Origin of the sequence: Burkholderia sp. Ac-20345, from assembly GCF_017104825.1 — a bacterium.
In the GTDB taxonomy this organism is placed as follows: domain Bacteria; phylum Pseudomonadota; class Gammaproteobacteria; order Burkholderiales; family Burkholderiaceae; genus Burkholderia; species Burkholderia lata_B.
The window spans coordinates 27,125-43,005 of the sequence record NZ_JAAGPO010000077.1; the positions used below are offsets into that span (position 1 = coordinate 27,125).

16 protein-coding genes are annotated in these 15,881 nt (G+C 57.0%); 9 read left to right on the forward strand and 7 right to left on the reverse strand.

From position 1 onward, the window contains the following. Positions 1–13 precede the first annotated feature (13 nt). The 8 genes from G3O06_RS25675 (at position 14) to G3O06_RS25705 (ending at position 8,929) form a co-directional block, all read left to right on the forward strand. Complete coding sequence (locus G3O06_RS25675) at positions 14–784, forward strand: hypothetical protein (RefSeq protein WP_205817903.1); 771 nt, start codon at positions 14–16, stop codon at positions 782–784. Next, positions 781–2,811: a transposase family protein gene (locus tag G3O06_RS25680; protein WP_205817904.1), complete on the forward strand. Its 2,031-nt coding sequence runs from the start codon at positions 781–783 to the stop codon at positions 2,809–2,811. Before G3O06_RS25675 ends, G3O06_RS25680 begins: the two co-directional genes overlap by 4 nt. Further along, on the forward strand, positions 2,808–3,794 hold the full coding sequence (locus tag G3O06_RS25685) for a TniB family NTP-binding protein (protein ID WP_346779555.1): 987 nt from the start codon (positions 2,808–2,810) through the stop codon (positions 3,792–3,794). The genes G3O06_RS25680 and G3O06_RS25685 overlap by 4 nt, the downstream gene beginning before the upstream one ends. Further along, positions 3,791–5,638, forward strand: a complete 1,848-nt coding sequence (locus tag G3O06_RS25690; RefSeq protein WP_205817905.1) for a TniQ family protein — start codon at positions 3,791–3,793, stop codon at positions 5,636–5,638. The genes G3O06_RS25685 and G3O06_RS25690 overlap by 4 nt, the downstream gene beginning before the upstream one ends. Positions 5,639–5,778: 140 nt before the next feature. After that, on the forward strand, positions 5,779–6,114 hold the full coding sequence (locus G3O06_RS25695; protein ID WP_085043223.1) for a hypothetical protein: 336 nt from the start codon (positions 5,779–5,781) through the stop codon (positions 6,112–6,114). Continuing rightward, positions 6,098–6,301, forward strand: a complete 204-nt coding sequence (locus tag G3O06_RS50025) for a BPSL0761 family protein (protein ID WP_124586056.1) — start codon at positions 6,098–6,100, stop codon at positions 6,299–6,301. The genes G3O06_RS25695 and G3O06_RS50025 overlap by 17 nt, the downstream gene beginning before the upstream one ends. A 1,014-nt stretch (positions 6,302–7,315) precedes the next feature. Continuing rightward, positions 7,316–7,633: a helix-turn-helix transcriptional regulator gene (locus G3O06_RS25700; protein ID WP_124586058.1), complete on the forward strand. Its 318-nt coding sequence runs from the start codon at positions 7,316–7,318 to the stop codon at positions 7,631–7,633. A gap of 417 nt (positions 7,634–8,050) precedes the next feature. Next, complete coding sequence (locus G3O06_RS25705; protein WP_205817906.1) at positions 8,051–8,929, forward strand: HNH endonuclease signature motif containing protein; 879 nt, start codon at positions 8,051–8,053, stop codon at positions 8,927–8,929. A gap of 68 nt (positions 8,930–8,997) precedes the next feature. Here G3O06_RS25705 and G3O06_RS25710 read toward each other — a convergent pair whose 3' ends face one another. The 5 genes from G3O06_RS25710 to G3O06_RS25730 all read right to left on the reverse strand — a co-directional run bounded on the left by G3O06_RS25710 (position 8,998) and on the right by G3O06_RS25730 (position 14,378). Continuing rightward, positions 8,998–9,900: a plasmid partitioning protein RepB C-terminal domain-containing protein gene (locus G3O06_RS25710; protein ID WP_124586062.1), complete on the reverse strand. Its 903-nt coding sequence runs from the start codon at positions 9,898–9,900 to the stop codon at positions 8,998–9,000. Beyond that, positions 9,897–10,799: a plasmid partitioning protein RepB C-terminal domain-containing protein gene (locus G3O06_RS25715; protein WP_085043220.1), complete on the reverse strand. Its 903-nt coding sequence runs from the start codon at positions 10,797–10,799 to the stop codon at positions 9,897–9,899. The genes G3O06_RS25710 and G3O06_RS25715 overlap by 4 nt, the downstream gene beginning before the upstream one ends. Continuing rightward, on the reverse strand, positions 10,796–12,361 hold the full coding sequence (locus G3O06_RS25720) for a recombinase family protein (protein ID WP_085043219.1): 1,566 nt from the start codon (positions 12,359–12,361) through the stop codon (positions 10,796–10,798). The genes G3O06_RS25715 and G3O06_RS25720 overlap by 4 nt, the downstream gene beginning before the upstream one ends. A 168-nt stretch (positions 12,362–12,529) precedes the next feature. Next, entirely contained in the window at positions 12,530–12,973 is a 444-nt protein-coding gene (locus G3O06_RS25725; protein WP_205817907.1) for a hypothetical protein, read from the reverse strand. A gap of 1,234 nt (positions 12,974–14,207) precedes the next feature. Then, a complete protein-coding gene (locus G3O06_RS25730) occupies positions 14,208–14,378 on the reverse strand; it encodes a hypothetical protein (protein WP_205817908.1) in 171 nt (56 codons plus the stop codon). A 75-nt stretch (positions 14,379–14,453) separates the two neighbouring features. On the opposite strand from G3O06_RS25730, the gene G3O06_RS25735 reads away from it, so the two are divergent. Next, positions 14,454–14,678, forward strand: coding sequence for a hypothetical protein (locus tag G3O06_RS25735; protein WP_205817909.1), 225 nt, complete (start codon positions 14,454–14,456; stop codon positions 14,676–14,678). A 76-nt stretch (positions 14,679–14,754) separates the two neighbouring features. Here the strand turns inward: G3O06_RS25735 and G3O06_RS50030 are convergent, their stop codons facing one another. Together G3O06_RS50030 and G3O06_RS25745 are read right to left on the reverse strand one after the other, a co-directional pair. Next, the gene (locus tag G3O06_RS50030; protein WP_346779556.1) at positions 14,755–15,030 is read right to left on the reverse strand and encodes a recombinase family protein; all 276 of its coding nucleotides are present in this window, start codon (positions 15,028–15,030) and stop codon (positions 14,755–14,757) included. A gap of 119 nt (positions 15,031–15,149) precedes the next feature. Then, positions 15,150–15,593, reverse strand: coding sequence for a hypothetical protein (locus tag G3O06_RS25745; protein WP_205817910.1), 444 nt, complete (start codon positions 15,591–15,593; stop codon positions 15,150–15,152). Positions 15,594–15,881 lie beyond the last annotated feature (288 nt).

Below are 15,881 nucleotides of genomic sequence, written 5' to 3' on the forward strand. Positions count from 1 at the left end.
CCGGAGGTGCGAAATGAGAAGCGCACCGTCCTATGGCGTCCGTAGTCGCCGGAGTGCTGCGAACGCCGGCGTCCGACTTACGGCCCGTACGTATGGTAAGGCCCGCATCGGCACCTATGCCGAGAAGGCCGACGGCCACATCACTGTCGAATCCGACGCGGAACGTCTGGTAGCGCACATGCTGTGCATCGACCCGCGCGTGCGCTCTTTCAGACAGCAACCGTTCACCGTCGACCTGGTCGGTGAACGGCTGCTGTTTACGCGTGAGGAACTCTCCGAAGCACGCAAGATGCGCGGTGGTCGCGCCGGGGAGGTGGAGTACACGCCTGACTTTGCCACTGTGCAGGCCGACGGCCTGCAGCGTGCATACGAGGTCAAACTGCAGGGCTTCGAGGGCGATGAGCGGTACTGGGCCAAGGTCGAGCGGGCCCGGGAAATCATGGAGGCGTACTGCTATCCGCTCTCCACGGTGGTCGTGCCCGCGGATGAGTGGCACCCGGCCGTTGTCAACGCCCAACTGTTGAAGCCGGCGATAGCTCGGGCCCACGAACACCTGACGGCGGACATCATTGACCGGGTCGAACACTATTGCGAATCCGGTCCGGCGCTGCAGCGTGCACTGTGCGCCGACCTCGAGATTCCGACGGGCCTGATTCCGTCATTGCTCGCTGTCGGTGTACTGCAAGCAGACCTAGCGCATCACCACATCTGCGCGACGCTCGAACTGTCGGCCGCATATGGTGACCTGAGCCACCTCTGTTTGATTGAGGAACTGTGGTCATGATGTCCGACCTGCGTGCCGGAGACAAGTTGGCGCTTCCCGGGAAAGCGGACAGCTACTTCGAGGTAATAGACGGTCGCCTGCATGCCGGCGCCATCCAGCTCTTCGATGGCGAGAAAAGTGAAGCCCTCTACGTCAAATACGATGACATCCGCGCACAGATTTCGGAAGGCAGGCTGGTCCTGCATCGAAAGGGAATGCCGCGCGTCAGCATTGCCGCCCAGTACGACAATCCGGAATTGCACGGCAAGGTCCGCCTGCTGAACGACACACTGCGGCGTATTGATGCCATCCGTGACCAACGCGGCTTGTCGTTTAACGCAGCGATTCCGCTGGCCCGCGAAGCTTATCTGGTGGAAAACGGTGATAAGCCCGTTCGCTCGTTTCCTTCGCGCGCAGCCTTGTACCGAGCCCACTGCAATCAACTGCTCGGCCTTCCGGTCCTCAAGGGGGACAAGAACAAAGGCAATGCGACAGCGAGGTACTCGAAGGACCTTATCGAATTCGTCGAAGAGGTCATCCAAAACGAATTCCTGGTCACCGATTCCAAGTGGACGGTTCTCGACGTGACAAGATACGTCAATCGTGAGGGTCGTCGTCGAGGCCTACATGTGGCTAAGCACGCCATCAGCCGCAAGTTCGTGTGCGCCGCAATTCGCGGCTTGACCGTCGATGCTCAATCCGACCGGATGGACCCGCTCAATCGGGTCGCCGGCAAGTCGTTCGCGAAGAAGCGTATACGGGCAGCGTTCCCGTTCGCCCGCATTGAGCAGGATGCCCTCCATCTGCCATTCGTTGTGCTCACCCCCCATGGCATTGCCCGAACCACTTATCTGGTGCTCGCAATTGATGTCTGCACTGGATATCCGGTGGGATGGCACCTCGTCATTGGTTCGCCGCGCGAGATGGATTCGCTGTTATGCCTCGAAATGTACCTGACGCCTGCCAAGGCGGCCCGCTTCCAGGAATTTGGCATCGCTCATGCGCTGAATATTTATGGCACACCCGCACAAGTTATTTTTGATAACGGTCCGGAAACCAAAGGTGGACGAATTGTCGGTCTTGAGCGACTGGGAATGGACATCAAACACTGCAAGGCGAAGGAGGCTCAAGGCAAGCCATTCATCGAGCGTCTGAACAGAACGCTCAAGGAGGCATTACAGCTTCTTCCGGGCTGCACGCGCTTCGAAGGAAAGGACGGCATGCGTGACCCGGAGGCGCTGGGTGACGAATTGATGAGCGTCGATGCACTCGAAAAATGGATTGTCAGATGGCTCTATGAGGATTGGGTCAACAGCCCACTCGACCGGCTGCGTTGGGACGAACTGCTGGTCGATTCGGTCAAGGGAAAGACGCCCCATGAGCGCCTGACTTACCAGACCGAAGAAATGGGTCATCCCATCACCATGCCGCCGCCGCGTCGTGAATGGATGGCTGCACTCTTCGAACACAAGAAGTGCGTGTTGAGCGCCAAGACGGGAATCACGCTTGAACATGGATTCAGGTACCGAGGTGAAGCCATGTCGTATTTGTTGGCCAGGTACGGCGACCGTGCGCAGCTCCACATAGTCTACAACCCGGACGATTTCCGCCAGGCGTACGTGTACGAGGGAGATGACCTTCCGCTCGTCACGCTGACGCACGAACACGTTCGCCCGGACACCCCGGCATGGACTTTTGCGGAGGCCAAAGCCCGATTCGATGCGGGCATGGATGACTGGACAGTTCCGGACGAAAAGGTGCAATTTCTGCGCGACATGGACGAGGCCGTCACCCAAAACGGGACAGCCAAAAAGCGAAGAACCCGCGGTAAGCGCGAAGAAAATCAAGAAACCGTGCGGCGCGCCAAAGAAGGGACAGCCGTCCAGCGAGCCATCGGCCGACCGCTATCTACGGCAGCGCCGTTCGGGCCATCACCTTCGACCAATCCGTCGCTACCGGTGGAAGACCTTCAGTCTGATGCCATCTCGTACGACGACGCGCCCGTGATGGACATCGTGAACAGAAACACCGGAGAAAAACTGCTGTGACACCAGCCCAACAACTGCGCATGGACATTGAGGCCTGCGAACTTCCTCATCCTATGTTCGTGGAGCACCTCACAGCACTCAAACGACGAATCGACGACGCGCTTAACGGCTTTGCACCAAAAGTCATTCGCGTTCCGGGTCCCAGCGGTGTGGGCAAGTCTTCGCTCATCGCCAAGCTGGCTCGTGACTATCCTGAAACTCGTATCGATGGACGGCGTCACGTGCCCGTGCTGGTTGTCGAGGTGCCCCAATCCGCAACGGCCAAACTGCTTCCTAAAAGTGTACTGCGTGCGTTGGGTATCCTGGTTCCAGGCAGCATGACAGCGGGCGCGATGTTCGACTTGATGGTGACGCAGCTTCGCCTGGCCGGCACACGTATCGTGATTTTTGATGAGATATCGCACCTCGTTGATGAAGGGTCGAGGGTGCCTCCGCGCGCGGCAAGCGATTGGCTCAAGACCCTAACAGACACGCTCGGCATGACGCTGATTCTCTTCGGCATTCCGCGACTCGAGCGACTTTTTTCAGCAAACGAGCAGCTGCGTCGCCGCGCTTGTCCTGCTCGCAATTTTCTACCGTATGACGCGAGCATAGCTGACCAAATGGCTGCCTACATTTCATGTGTCGTGAATTACGCGCGCCTGTTCGCTGCGGCTGGCTATCCCATTGACGTGCCCGCCCGCGTGTTGACGCAGCAAAGCTATTTGCTCACCGGCGGCCTGGTTGGCGTTCTCGCTGACTTCATGCGTGAGCTGGCGAGCTTGATGGCACACGAGCCACCGCGTGCCATTACATACGTTGACTGCCAAAAGGCGCTTGAAGATGTCAGTCACGCAGGGTCGCCAAACATACTGGCATTCCAGGATTCTGGCATCGCTGACGCAGGGGTGGAGCCCGCTGCGTTGAAACAGGCATACGTTCATGTCCTGACCAGTAACGCCGCGTCTATACCAGTTCGGAAAAAATCAGGAGACAAACAATGAGCCTCGTTCTCACCTACGCTCCCCGGGACGACGAGTCGGGGATGGGCTACTACCGACGCCTTGCCGCAGACAATGCGCTTTTCAACTGGCGCGACCTCGCAAGTTCGGCGGGCGTCGAGCGCAATCGCCGCGCCTTGCTCACACGTACGGACGATGTAGCGCGTAACCTCGGCCTGGAACCGGCATGGGCCGAACGCACCAGACATCAGGAACATCTCTGCCGGGATTGGGGACGTCTGCACCGTGCGCAAGCTGATGCTGTGTGTCCGGCGTGTCTGGCTGAATCGCCTTATTTACGACACCACTGGGAACACGCCTATGTCACTGCATGTCCGCAACATAAAATTCTGCTGGTCGACCAGTGCAACGCGTGCGGCAAGCACCTTTCACCGGAGCGGCTCTACATTGGATTGTGCTCGTGCGGTCATGACTTGAGCAGCATGCCGCGTGTGCCCGCAAGCCCGGCGCAGCAGTGGCTATCGACGCTGATTGCGAGCAACGGGCAGCAGGCTGGCAGCGTGAAACCTTCTCTGCACGACGTGGACATCGATGTGCTGGTGAAGGTCATCCGCACACTCTGCCAATATTCGGACCCGACGCGCCCCGGGTTGCCACGCGGCGCGGTATTGCCGAAGTTCGTCGCCGACGCAGTCGAATTCCTCTCTCCGCTCGAAGCCTTGCTGGTCGACTGGCCAATCGGTTTCCGAAATCACGTCGAGCAGCGCATTGCCGCCGGCCGCAAGGATGCTCGCACGCTGAACACCTTGCTGGGCGACTGGTACGTCAATTTGCGCAAGGTTTGCCAGGGCACGGCGCTCGAGCCCCTGTTGCAAATCATCATCGATGCCGCTGCCCAGAAATCCGATTGCGTCTTAGGCCTGGATTCGGCCAAGGCAATCGCCGCGGATGCGACCGGATACATTCGTGCGCCGGATGCTGCGAAGGCCATTGGCGTCAGCGTTTCACGCCTGCGCGACTCCATGCTCGCCGGTGAGTGTGAGCACCGTGCCCGGCGCACCGGCACGCGTGGCCAACTATTCGAAATTCCGTGCGCTGAAGTTGAGCGCATCCAACGACAACGCTCCGAATGGATTTCCGATAGGGATGCCTGTGAAGTCGCGGGTGTTCCACCTGCCGTACTCAAACGCATGAAAGCAGCGGGTGTAATCCGGTCAGACATCCGCTGGCGGGAAGACCTGATGAAGGGTGGCCCGGTCGAGCACCAATCCATACTGGATTTGTATCGGCGTGTCGACCAGCGGGTCGAACCTGCTGCCATTGCCGAAGATTCGACGCTGACATGGGCGGAGATGACTAGCCGGCGTATGGGTGACCAGCGGGCTATCGAGTCGCTAATGCAAGCCATTGCAGGCGGCAACGTGAACGCCATCAAGCACGCTCCGACACTGGGCGAAATGTCCTTCACGACAGCGGACGCTTCACGGTATTTCGGCACACCGCTGCTCGAGGCTGGCATGTCGATTCAGCAGCTCGCGCAAGCGACCGGCTGGAAATGGGAGTCCATTCAGCACTGGATGGACGAAGGGTTACTGGCGTCCGAGTCGATTCAACGACGCGGCCAACCTTGCCACGTCGTGCTACCGCACCAGTTGCTGGCATTCAGGCAGACCTTCGTCCCGCTGGCGGACCTGGCGCGTGCCATGGGTACGACGTCGTCGGCGTTGTCGCGCCTGCTGCCCCGCGTCGAACTGGTCGGTGCGAAGCGGCTTCCTGATGGCGCAATGCGGGGCGCGCTGATTCGTATCGCTGACCTCGGCCGATTGGCCGTTATCGGCGCAAGAGCTGGGCACGACCTGTTTGTTCCTGCATCGTTGGCGCAATGAGAAAGCGATACGTCGAACCGACAGTGTGCTTCAAGCGGCGATGTAAGCGCCGTTCGTGACGTGGTTCGACTCTCACGTAGTGCAGCCCGGTCCAAGTGACTGAGCAGAAGGATGTGACTTTCCACCACTAGGAGACTGCGATGCCCATCTGGAAACCACGCCCCGCGTCCGAATTGCCGAAGATTTCGTTATCTCGATGGTGCATATTCGAAACGCAGAATGGGAGCCGACATTTTGTTGGCGTGGATATGCTGGACTCGTCGGGACGAGTCAGCTCTCAGATTTTGACGTTCGACCGGGTCAGTTTGCAGGGGGTGACTCAATCGGGACGCGTTTACGAACTGGTCGGCAAGAAAGGCTGGTCGCTCGATGGCGAGTACATCTGGAAAAGATGGTGCGAACTGAACGAGGTGACGTCATACACCGACGTCACTGAACGCCTGCTTGATGGAGGTGATGATGACGACCCCGTATGAACGTACGAAAGCCGTCATTGAGACGCGCGAGCTCCTGAAGCTGCTCGCATCTTCCGACGACCTCGCTAGCCGTAGTGCAGTTCAAGCAATCGCTGTACGGTTGCTTCGGCACTACCCGCTCGATGTCGACCTAGGGGTTTCGGCAGCAGCATTGCCCGGACTCTGGGCCGCACCTCAGCACCGATGAAGTGCAGACGAGGGCGGTCGGCAGTGCGGCCGACTGCGAGAGCAATGCAGGACGCGCTCGATACGGTGACGACTTGCCCTGAAGAACGTGCCGCCAGCGAAAGGCATCTGCAGTTGATAGGGCATGGGTCAAAATCATCGGCTGAGGGGCGCTACCTGCTCTGATAGACGATGAAGGTAGTCTTTTGCGGTCTACCAGCGTCACATCGGCAACACAGCAGGTAGCGGCGGCCGCTCGTTTCACAACGATTGCGACTATCCCAAAGCGGCTCAGCCTTGAGCATATCCGTGGGTCTGAGTCGCTGGGTGGTGAGGCTGAGCCCAGCCCTCCCTACGGCACCAATGCCCAGGAGAACCTTCCACTCGACCTCTCCACCCACATTGTCACCGGTATGGAGCCGCCTCGCCCGCCAGCCTATACGCGCCCTCCGGGACGCTAGCTTCGCCATCCCGTTGCCGATATCTCAGACGCTATCCCCGCAGTCTCGGCTTTCCCCTGCGCGCTGCCGGTGGATTCCCCCGTTCACGCAAGCGGCATTGCATCGTGCGGCCGAAGCCAACCAGGCGGGTTGGGCGGCACTCCTGCCCGGCGGCTCGATGACTCGGCGGGCAAGCGCGAATGCAATGCAGAACGGTATAGGGGTCTCCGAGGGCCGCCCCCAGGAACACGTCACATAAAAATTTCTTATCGAAACGAAGTCTTTATAGCGTGAATTGGTTTTTGTGAACGGTCCGACATGACGCTCGCGGGCGATATATGGAGCGCAGGTGCTCATCCCGTACCGTTCAGCGCCCCGAGTAGACGCATGACTTCCGCACTTGCATCCGGGCTCCGACGAACGGACGTTCCGGAGAGGAGCAATCAGCGCAGGCTGTGTCCCTCTGGCCTCGGTTAACCGGCTCACCACAAAAGGCAATATCTTGCCCATTAGCTGAAGATTTCCAGTTCAATCGGCAAAATTTTGCCTATAATTTGATGCATGGTTGACGCGCCAATTCACGTGGGAAATCAACGATGCGCATTCGCACAGTCCAAGAGTGGGAAATCGAGCTGGGCAATAGCTTGAGAACGCTGCGCCTTCATCGAAATCTTGACCAAGCGACGCTGGCGGCACGAGCAGGCATCAGCGTACGTTCGCTCCGGAATCTCGAAAGCGGAAACGGTTCGTCCTTGCATACGCTTATCGAGGTCGTACGCACCTTGGGCCGCGAGTCCTGGCTCGAGCTGATTGCCCCCATCCCAACTATCAATCCTGTGATGATGACCAGGCATGCGATTCCGAGACAGCGCGCTAGTAAACCTCGGCGAAAGCCGCCGTCACAAGCGACATGATAGCGCCTGACATCAGATTGTTTTTCCGCGCATTACCCAGAAACTTATGTGAAAATCGGGTACACATCCAAGATTCGCAACGACATCGATTATTTTAATTCACCGATTAATGTTGCTCCAATAAATCTATCGAGCAATATGGAAATTACTTCTACTTTGCACGCCCCCAACGCAACATTTTATTATCTTGTTGGCATAGGATGCGACACTCGAGTTGCCGCAAATCTATCGGTTAGGTACTCGACAGAAGATTTACGGAATTTGTCCGCATCGAAGCTCATGCAGTTTGGCTTGCCCGAATCGGTCGTCTCGTCATTGAATAAGCGACGAACACCTGTACCAGAAAAAACACTACGGCAGGTGCTCGCGAGCAATCTCGAGCTATGTTGCGTTTGTAGAAAGCGGGGACTTGGGGTCGTGATTCATCATATCAAAAAATATAGCATTTCCAAAAACCATGATATTTCCAATCTAGCCGTATTGTGCACGGCACACCACTCAAAAGCTCACGCCAATTTTGAGCTGGAGCAAAATTTGACGCCTGAGCGCATAATAAATTACAAAAAGAAATGGGAGAAATCTTGCGAATCCATTGAGCGGTGGATTCTCGAGTCTGCGGCCAGGCGGATTTATGAAGCACGCTGGGACTGGGTAAACTTTCGTCGTGTTCTGCAAAGCACGCTTGAATTCCCCGATTTTCCGACGGGTCTGGCGCGCGAGAGATTGACCGAACTTGGAATTCTGAATGAACATGGACATTTCGTGGACGAGAACTGGCAGGCGCCCCGCGACAACGGAGGGTACTTTGTAAGTGGCGACAAGCAAATCTACCTCGCCGCCTACATCACTCAACTGATTGAACTGCTGGCACGAAATAGGGCGGTCCTAGATATCACGCCTTATCTGGACGAACCCGAGCTTTTGACGGAATTGGTCACGAATGGAGATTTTATATCTGTAAAGCTAGACTTCTTCTACACCCCAGACAAAGAGTCCGAGGGAAACGGAGAATCAATGATGATGGCAAGGGCCCAGACGAGAGATGTGTTAGTGGAATTTCCATATGACCCATGGTTCTGCCTGAGCAGCACGAGTCGGAGTAACCACTATCATCGTGACACGCCTACAAAGCAGGTCTTATTCGGAATGGTCAGGTCAATAAAAGAAGAACAATTTAGAACGCACGTACTCGTTTCCCCGATTGGTACAAGTCCGAAGTTCGACCCACGAGACCGACTGCTGGGAGAATTCTATCCCGTAACTGCCGCCGACCGCAGGTTTCATCTGAAGTCGTGAGGCGAAAGCAGTTTGTGTTTTGCAAAAGGGCCGAAAGTTTTCGCCTTGAGCTGATGGTCCCTGTTTGACTAGAGGACCGCGTTGACTTGCTGCTGGTCGAGAGAAATGGTTGCAATGATAGATTCGAACTCCACCATCAAGTCAGGATGGTGTTGCGCAACGTATTGCCGAGCAGATTCGTTTTCGAGGAGCTTGGCCAGATATCCCTTTGCGAGCACCAAATTCAACACGTCCTGGCCGTATGTCTGTTCCACGAGCTTGTACTGTGCCTGCAGATTGCTCATCTCTCGCTCCATTCTGGCCATCTGCTCCGGGCTAACGCCGTTGAGTTTACGTGGCTTCTTTTCACCCACAAGACGCACTGCAGGCGTTGCCACCAACAATGCCTCTGCGTAGGCGACCGACACGTTGTTCGCAGCCACCATCAGTTCAACGCATTCGACCTGCCGCGTAGGTTTCATTTTGCGAAGCGCGCGGACAAGCTCTGGCGAGAATTGCCGGTCTCCCAGAAGCTCAGCCGCTTCCGGACAAATGCCGTCGAGCAGTGACATCTTCTTCACTATCTGCGACACATTGACGGAAAGAGCCTTCGCCAATCGTTCGGGTGATACGCCTCGGTCAATCACTCGCCGAATCATGTGATGCTCCTGCACTGTGGAGAGGCGGTTGACACGATTGTTATAGGTGTAGCTCTCGTCGTCGGTCGCGACAAGACAAGCAACCTGCTCGTGGCCCAACTCCTGGATAGCACGCAAACGTAGATGCCCGTCTAGCAGGATGTGCTGCCCCGACGACTGGTTCACCGGCGTTACCGAGAGCGGTTCGATAAGGCCCACCTCCTCAATGGAGGCTTTTATCTGCTTGAATTTTCGCGATTCAACCACGGGTGTCGGTACTCTGCGCGAAGGCAAGATGCCGGTGACCGGCAGCGACAATGGCTCGGGGATGAACCCAAGAATTACGCCTGTCATGTGGCACTCCCGCTTGGCCAGACGCGTTCGGCAAGATACTTCGGCAGACTTGCCAGTCCCTCCGCGCGCAACAGGTTAACGAAGTTCTCGTCGGCAAACAGTTGCCGCAATGCGCCGACCACAAATAACAACCGTTGCTGCGCGAACTCCGCTTTTCTCACCATCGACTTCTGACGCTCGACCTCGCGTTCATACGTCCGCACGAGGCTCGACGTCGTGACGGCGGCGGACTTGCTCGACATATTGTGCGCGGTGCTCTTTCCGAGTGCTTTTCTGCGCTCGATGACGCGGCGAGCACTCATCAGTTGCTTGCCCCGCAATTTTCCCGACTCATAGGCCTCTTGGAGCGCTGCCTGTATTTCAGCGTCGTCGTCGCCGGCACCAACAATCATGAGAGCCGCATTGAGGGGAACGAGGCCTTTCTCCACTGCAACGACAAGCCGCTCTTCTCCCTGGTGCAATAGCGTGAGGATGCCGTGAACGTAGGTCGATGTAAGACCCGTTTTTTCGGCAATGACTTTCGGCGCATAACCCTGCTCCTGCAGTAGCCGAATGCCGGCAAGCCGCTCGATGGGCCGACATTGTCTGCGCGCGATGTTTTCCGTCAGACTCATTACGTACGCATCCTCGTCGCTCACATGCACCACGAGTGCGGGAATAGTCGCTTCCCCTAGCGTGCGAAATGCCTTCAATCGCCCCTCGCCACATACAAGCAGGTATTTTTCTATGCCCGTAGCCGTCACTCGCGGAGTGACCAGGATAGGTTTCTTCAGGCCGATGGTCTTGATATTGTCGACGATTTCGTTGAAGACCCGACCATTGCGCTCTCTCGGATTAATGACTTCAATCTGAGAGACCGGAATCATCCGAATTTCTCCAGGCTGCTGTCGCGAGTTCACGCTACTCTCCTGAGACGAGCGCGCTCGGCCATTCCATACAAGTAGTCCAACGTGTCAAAGCGATAGCTCTCGAACTCGATTGGATTTTGGTCGGCGAGATGAATACGCGGTTGCACAAAATCGAGACGCGGCAACAGGTAGTAGTCGAGCGTCGATGCGTTCGCCTGGTCGAGCCGAACCGCAACGGTGATGTCCGGCAGAAGACTCGTATCGAAGCGCACCTTCCAATGATTTCGGCCATTGCCATGCGCCTGGCACCGTGCGAGCACAATACACGCTGTGAACTCGTCGTTCACTGTCAGTAGGTCGGTTGCGGTGTCGCGTATCATCGTGCCGCCCAAATCGGCTATTTTCTTCTCCGTCTGCGCGACAATTTCTGGATGCAATTGTCGCAAGAAGCGATTGGTCTCAATGTAACGATAGTCTCGACCAGGAGTGAAACCGACAGTCTGATAGGCACGGATTAAACTGCCAAAGCGATAAACATAGACCGACGTAGAAGGCATGCCGTCTGTTTCGTCAATCACCACGCCAGACAGGAATCCGCGGGCACGGTACAGGTTGCGCAATCGCTCAATTAACTCCTCATTTGAGTAGTGACGTGCTCTCGCTCTCATGATGCCCTGAGCGGTATAGAAGGTTTCGCTCGGAACAAGTGCCTGAAATGCTCCCTCCTTTCGAATCCACATGTCGGGGGTGTTCATCACACGCATCTTTTTCAGCTTGAATGACACTCGGTTGTATACGTTATTGCCAATGTATTTTTCGTTGGTCAATACCTCCCGTACCGTCGCCCGCGTCCACTCGCGGTCAAGGTCAGTGCGCACATTCATACCGTTAAGGCGAGCTGCAATCTCGTATTCGTCGAGCGATTCGTCGATAAACCAGTTATAGATTAAATTGACGATTCGCACCTCGCTTTCCGGCCCCGGCATCAGGACAACCCTGTCCGTCTGCAGGCTTTTATGTTCGCCTCGACGCAGCTCCGCTTTCATGAGACCGTGCTCGTCGACCAATACTCGACGCAACCCATAGCCTGCTGGGCCTCCTTGCCGGAAACCCTTTTCAATCAAACGACACTGGCCGGCAAACACCTTCGCAGACAGTTCTCGGCTGTACTCGCCGGCCATTGCGCGCTTCACCCCCTTCACAATGGTCGAGACTGGCGACCCGTCGTTCTCGAACTGCTCGGCGCAGTACGCAACCTGAATTCCTGCACGGCGGCAAATGTATTCGTAGTACGCACTCTCGTCGGCATCCTGGAATCTGCCCCAACGACTCACGTCATAGACGAGGATTATGCAGAAATCAGCCTTCCCATTCGTCACATCGGAAATGAGATTCTGAAGTGCTTGGCGACCGTCGATTCGAAGACCGCTTTTCCCTTCATCGGCATATGTGCGCACGATGTCGAATCCGCGACGGGTTGCGTAGTCTCGAATCCGGTCGCGCTGATTCTCAGTCGAATACTGTTGGTGTTCCGTGGACATGCGGACGTACTCAGCTGCCCGTCCTGCCAGGGAGCTGGCTACGCTTGGTGCACCTGCGCTGTTGAATGACATTCTCCGCTCCACAACTCAGACACAGACACGCAGCAGGCACCATGCGCAGGGAGAAGCCCGAATGCGAACGCCGCGTCCTCAAATCGGGGCGTGGCGCTCTAAAGCGAACGGTGACAAGGCAAAGGTAGCAGGCCGGACGCCTACGCGTAACACGTCATCTCTTTGCAATCAGACCGGCGGCGCCGTCGGCGCAGACAGCACGGTTATATGGACGGTCCACGCGTCCATCTTTGCAACGTTGGCGTCATCCGCGTGGCACAGGACGTAGAAGCCCGAGCCTAGGGACTGCGGACGCCCTGACACGTCCATCTTTGCAATCGGCCTGAAATTCCGCCGTTCGTTGCGCGTCTGCTGCATGCTGCTATTGCGCTTGCGATACGCCGAATGCGAGGCTCGATATTCGCGCCAGTAGCCTGAGTGCCCCGCGCACCATCTGGCCTGCGCCCGTGCCTGGTTGTCGCGATAGTCGCTGTCGATACGGAGCCGGTGGTTCTGCCAGTCACGTCGACGGGCTCGCTGGCAGGATTCCGATGAGCAATAGCGCTGACGGGGAACGTGCGGCAGCGGCACGAACGCGGTGCCACAGGCGAGACAGAGGCGTGGGGATTTCATGAGTGCCCTCCAGGCCAGGTTGCGACGAGCGGACGCCGGCGCCTCGACCGGCCACCGACGGCACCGGCGCGGGCCGAGATAGAGAGGGGCTTATTCAGTAGCTGCTTCGTTAATCGGCTAGCGCGATTTGCTTGGCGTGTTTGTAGGCCGGTCTCCGAAACTTGGACATTTCTTGACTGCCGACGTGCAAGGAGAGGCTTCGTCCGCCAGCACAAATCGTTTAAATTGCCTTGCCGGACGCGCAGTTTTTTGCGGTACCTTGTACGAACCTGAGGGAGCGATGCTTGTGGGATAGGACCCGTCCCGTCACAAGCTCAGGCACAAGTCCGAGGTGGCCTGGACGGTTCTTCTCGATTTATGCGTCCACTTTCTCTGATTATGGGTCCGCCCTCTGCTCAGAATCCTTATTCCATAAGGCGCGATTTCTCGCGATATGAGTCTTTCTACAGCCGCCACCTGTCGTAGGGCGCCAGAGTAAGTGCGACTGGCGCCACAGTTTTGCGACTGGGTGACCGAGTTGCTGCGTTTGGCCTACACCGTCAAGCAATCGTCATCCGGGACCTTGGCGAGCTTACCTAACCGGCAGCAAGTGACTTGCGGCGCCAATGGTTAATAGGGGTATTCCCGTAGGGACGGAATCGACAATGTGTCACCACTACCGACAAGCCGCTTAGCAAATTGGAAGCCGAGTAACTCTCATAGTTGCTCGGCTTTTTTTGTGCAGAAATTTGCCTCAATGGAGCACCTGACCACTGTGCTATTGCGGACCAAACTCCCCTAAGGGCTTGAACAGTCAATTACTGAGGACCAGACAGATGTCCCGTGCACCGACTGTCCACGGGATTTTGGTTTGATCCGATCTAAAACACCGAGTGATTGCCATAATATGTGTCGTCTCGAACCTTGACTATACTGCCAGGTAGCGACGCCCCCCCGCGAACCACTTGTGTAAGTTGCGATGGCTTGAGCATATGCCCAGCGCTGTTATGGGCACGGACAGATGGGGTATTCACTTTTATCCGCATTTCCTTGTTGGACTACGACGCATGTCCACACTGAGGGAGGAAATCCAATGCCAACGGTCTGGGAGAACTATTATGTCAATCGGCTTAAGACACTAGGCAGCCAGAAGGTTCAAGTGGATAAAATCACAGAGGACGTCCTTCTAGCGATCGATCCGCTAATTTTGCCAGACCGCGCGAAGATACTTGTTGCGATCGCAGCCGATATAATGTCAGACATCCAAAAGCGTAATAATCGGGCTGACGTACATAATGCCTACGCTGCGCTTCAGGCAGCACTCGCGTTGCTCGAAGCAATCGGCCCAGGCCTCGATGGATAACCGGTTGAGGCGGGGGCTGGACGCGCCGATCACCTCCGCATCAAACGCTTGCCAAGCGTTCATCTTCGCGCCGCGCCTATGTGGCCCGAAGATGGCAGAGACGCTCTCTATACTGAACCGGTGGACGAATTGTTAGCATTGCGCGAGGAACTGGCCGGACGCGGCATCGTCTCCAGTGCCAACGTGCTGCACGTGGATGAGGGCAGCCGGCTCGATTGCGATCAGCCGAGCAAGGAAACTGTCATCCGCCTCTTCCACGGGCTGACGGAAATCAACCAGCGGAATGGCTTCAATGCCTTCTATTGCGCCAAGGCTTGGCGCACCAGCCTGCCCAACGAATTCCAGAACGGGCGCAGGGCATAGAGAATTCAAATCTTGTTTTGTCGAGTTGACCCGCGTGGATACCGCCATCGCCTACTGAACGACGCACCGAGCCTGGTCAACACGCCAAACCCGACCAGCAACAGCAACGCCATTTCACGCCTGTATGCTTGGTCGCTAGCCTCGGCTCTTGGTTGATTTCTTGACTGCAACGATAGTCGCGAATCCGATCACGCTGATTCTCCGTCGAGTATTGCTGGTGCTCCGTCGACATCCGAACGTATTCAGCAGCCCGCATCCTGCAAGTCTGCTCGCCAACGGATTCGCATGTGCATTCGAGGTCCACGATCCAGCTCCCACCGGCAACCGCTCCTCGCTGCACCGTCCTCGACATCAACTATGAGGACTTGTATCGGCGGACGCGTCGCGCCTTGCTACGACGTCGAATGCGAGCGAGTACACAGGCAAGGTAGCAGGCCATAGACCGTTGTCGAACACGTCATCTCTTTGCAATCACGCCGGAACAGGTCTCGGCTCAGACAGCACGGCGATGTGCACGGTCCACGCGTTCATCTTTGCAACGCCGGCCTCAACCACGTCGCGCAGGATGTAGAACCCAGATGCCAGTGGGCGACAGGCTGGCCACACGTCCATATTTGCAACAGGACTAGCAATGCGCCGTGCATTTCGTCGTCGCTGCATCACGCAATTGCGATCGCGATAAGACGGGTGCGTCTCGCGGTAGTGCCGCCAGTAGTCAGGATGTCGGGCCCGCCAGCTGGCCTGGGCGCGGATCTGATTCTCGCGATAGTCGGGATCGACTCGCATGCGCTGGTGCTGCCATGCACGCCGGCGAGCACGCTGGCACGCTTTGGCCGAGCAGAAGCGTTGATGCGGGATGTGTAAGAGCGGAGTGAAGGGTGCGCCGCAGGCGGCACAGATCCGATCCGATTTCATGGCCGTACTCCACAGAGGAATCGCAGTGGGGTCGGCCGTGTTCGGGGCCAGGGTCAGTTGAAGCCAGCTCGAGGGACGCGGCGTCCCATCCTCTCCGCATCCGACGGCATCGCGATGCATCGCAGCACGACATGCAGCCATGCCGAATGCTCCGCGCATTCCCGCCGCTGAAATGCAAAAACCCCCGCCTTTCGGGCGGGGGTTTCTGGCTTAGGGAGCCTGACGATTACCTACTTTCACACGGGAATCCGCACTATCATCGGCGTAGAGTCGTTTCACGGTCCTGTT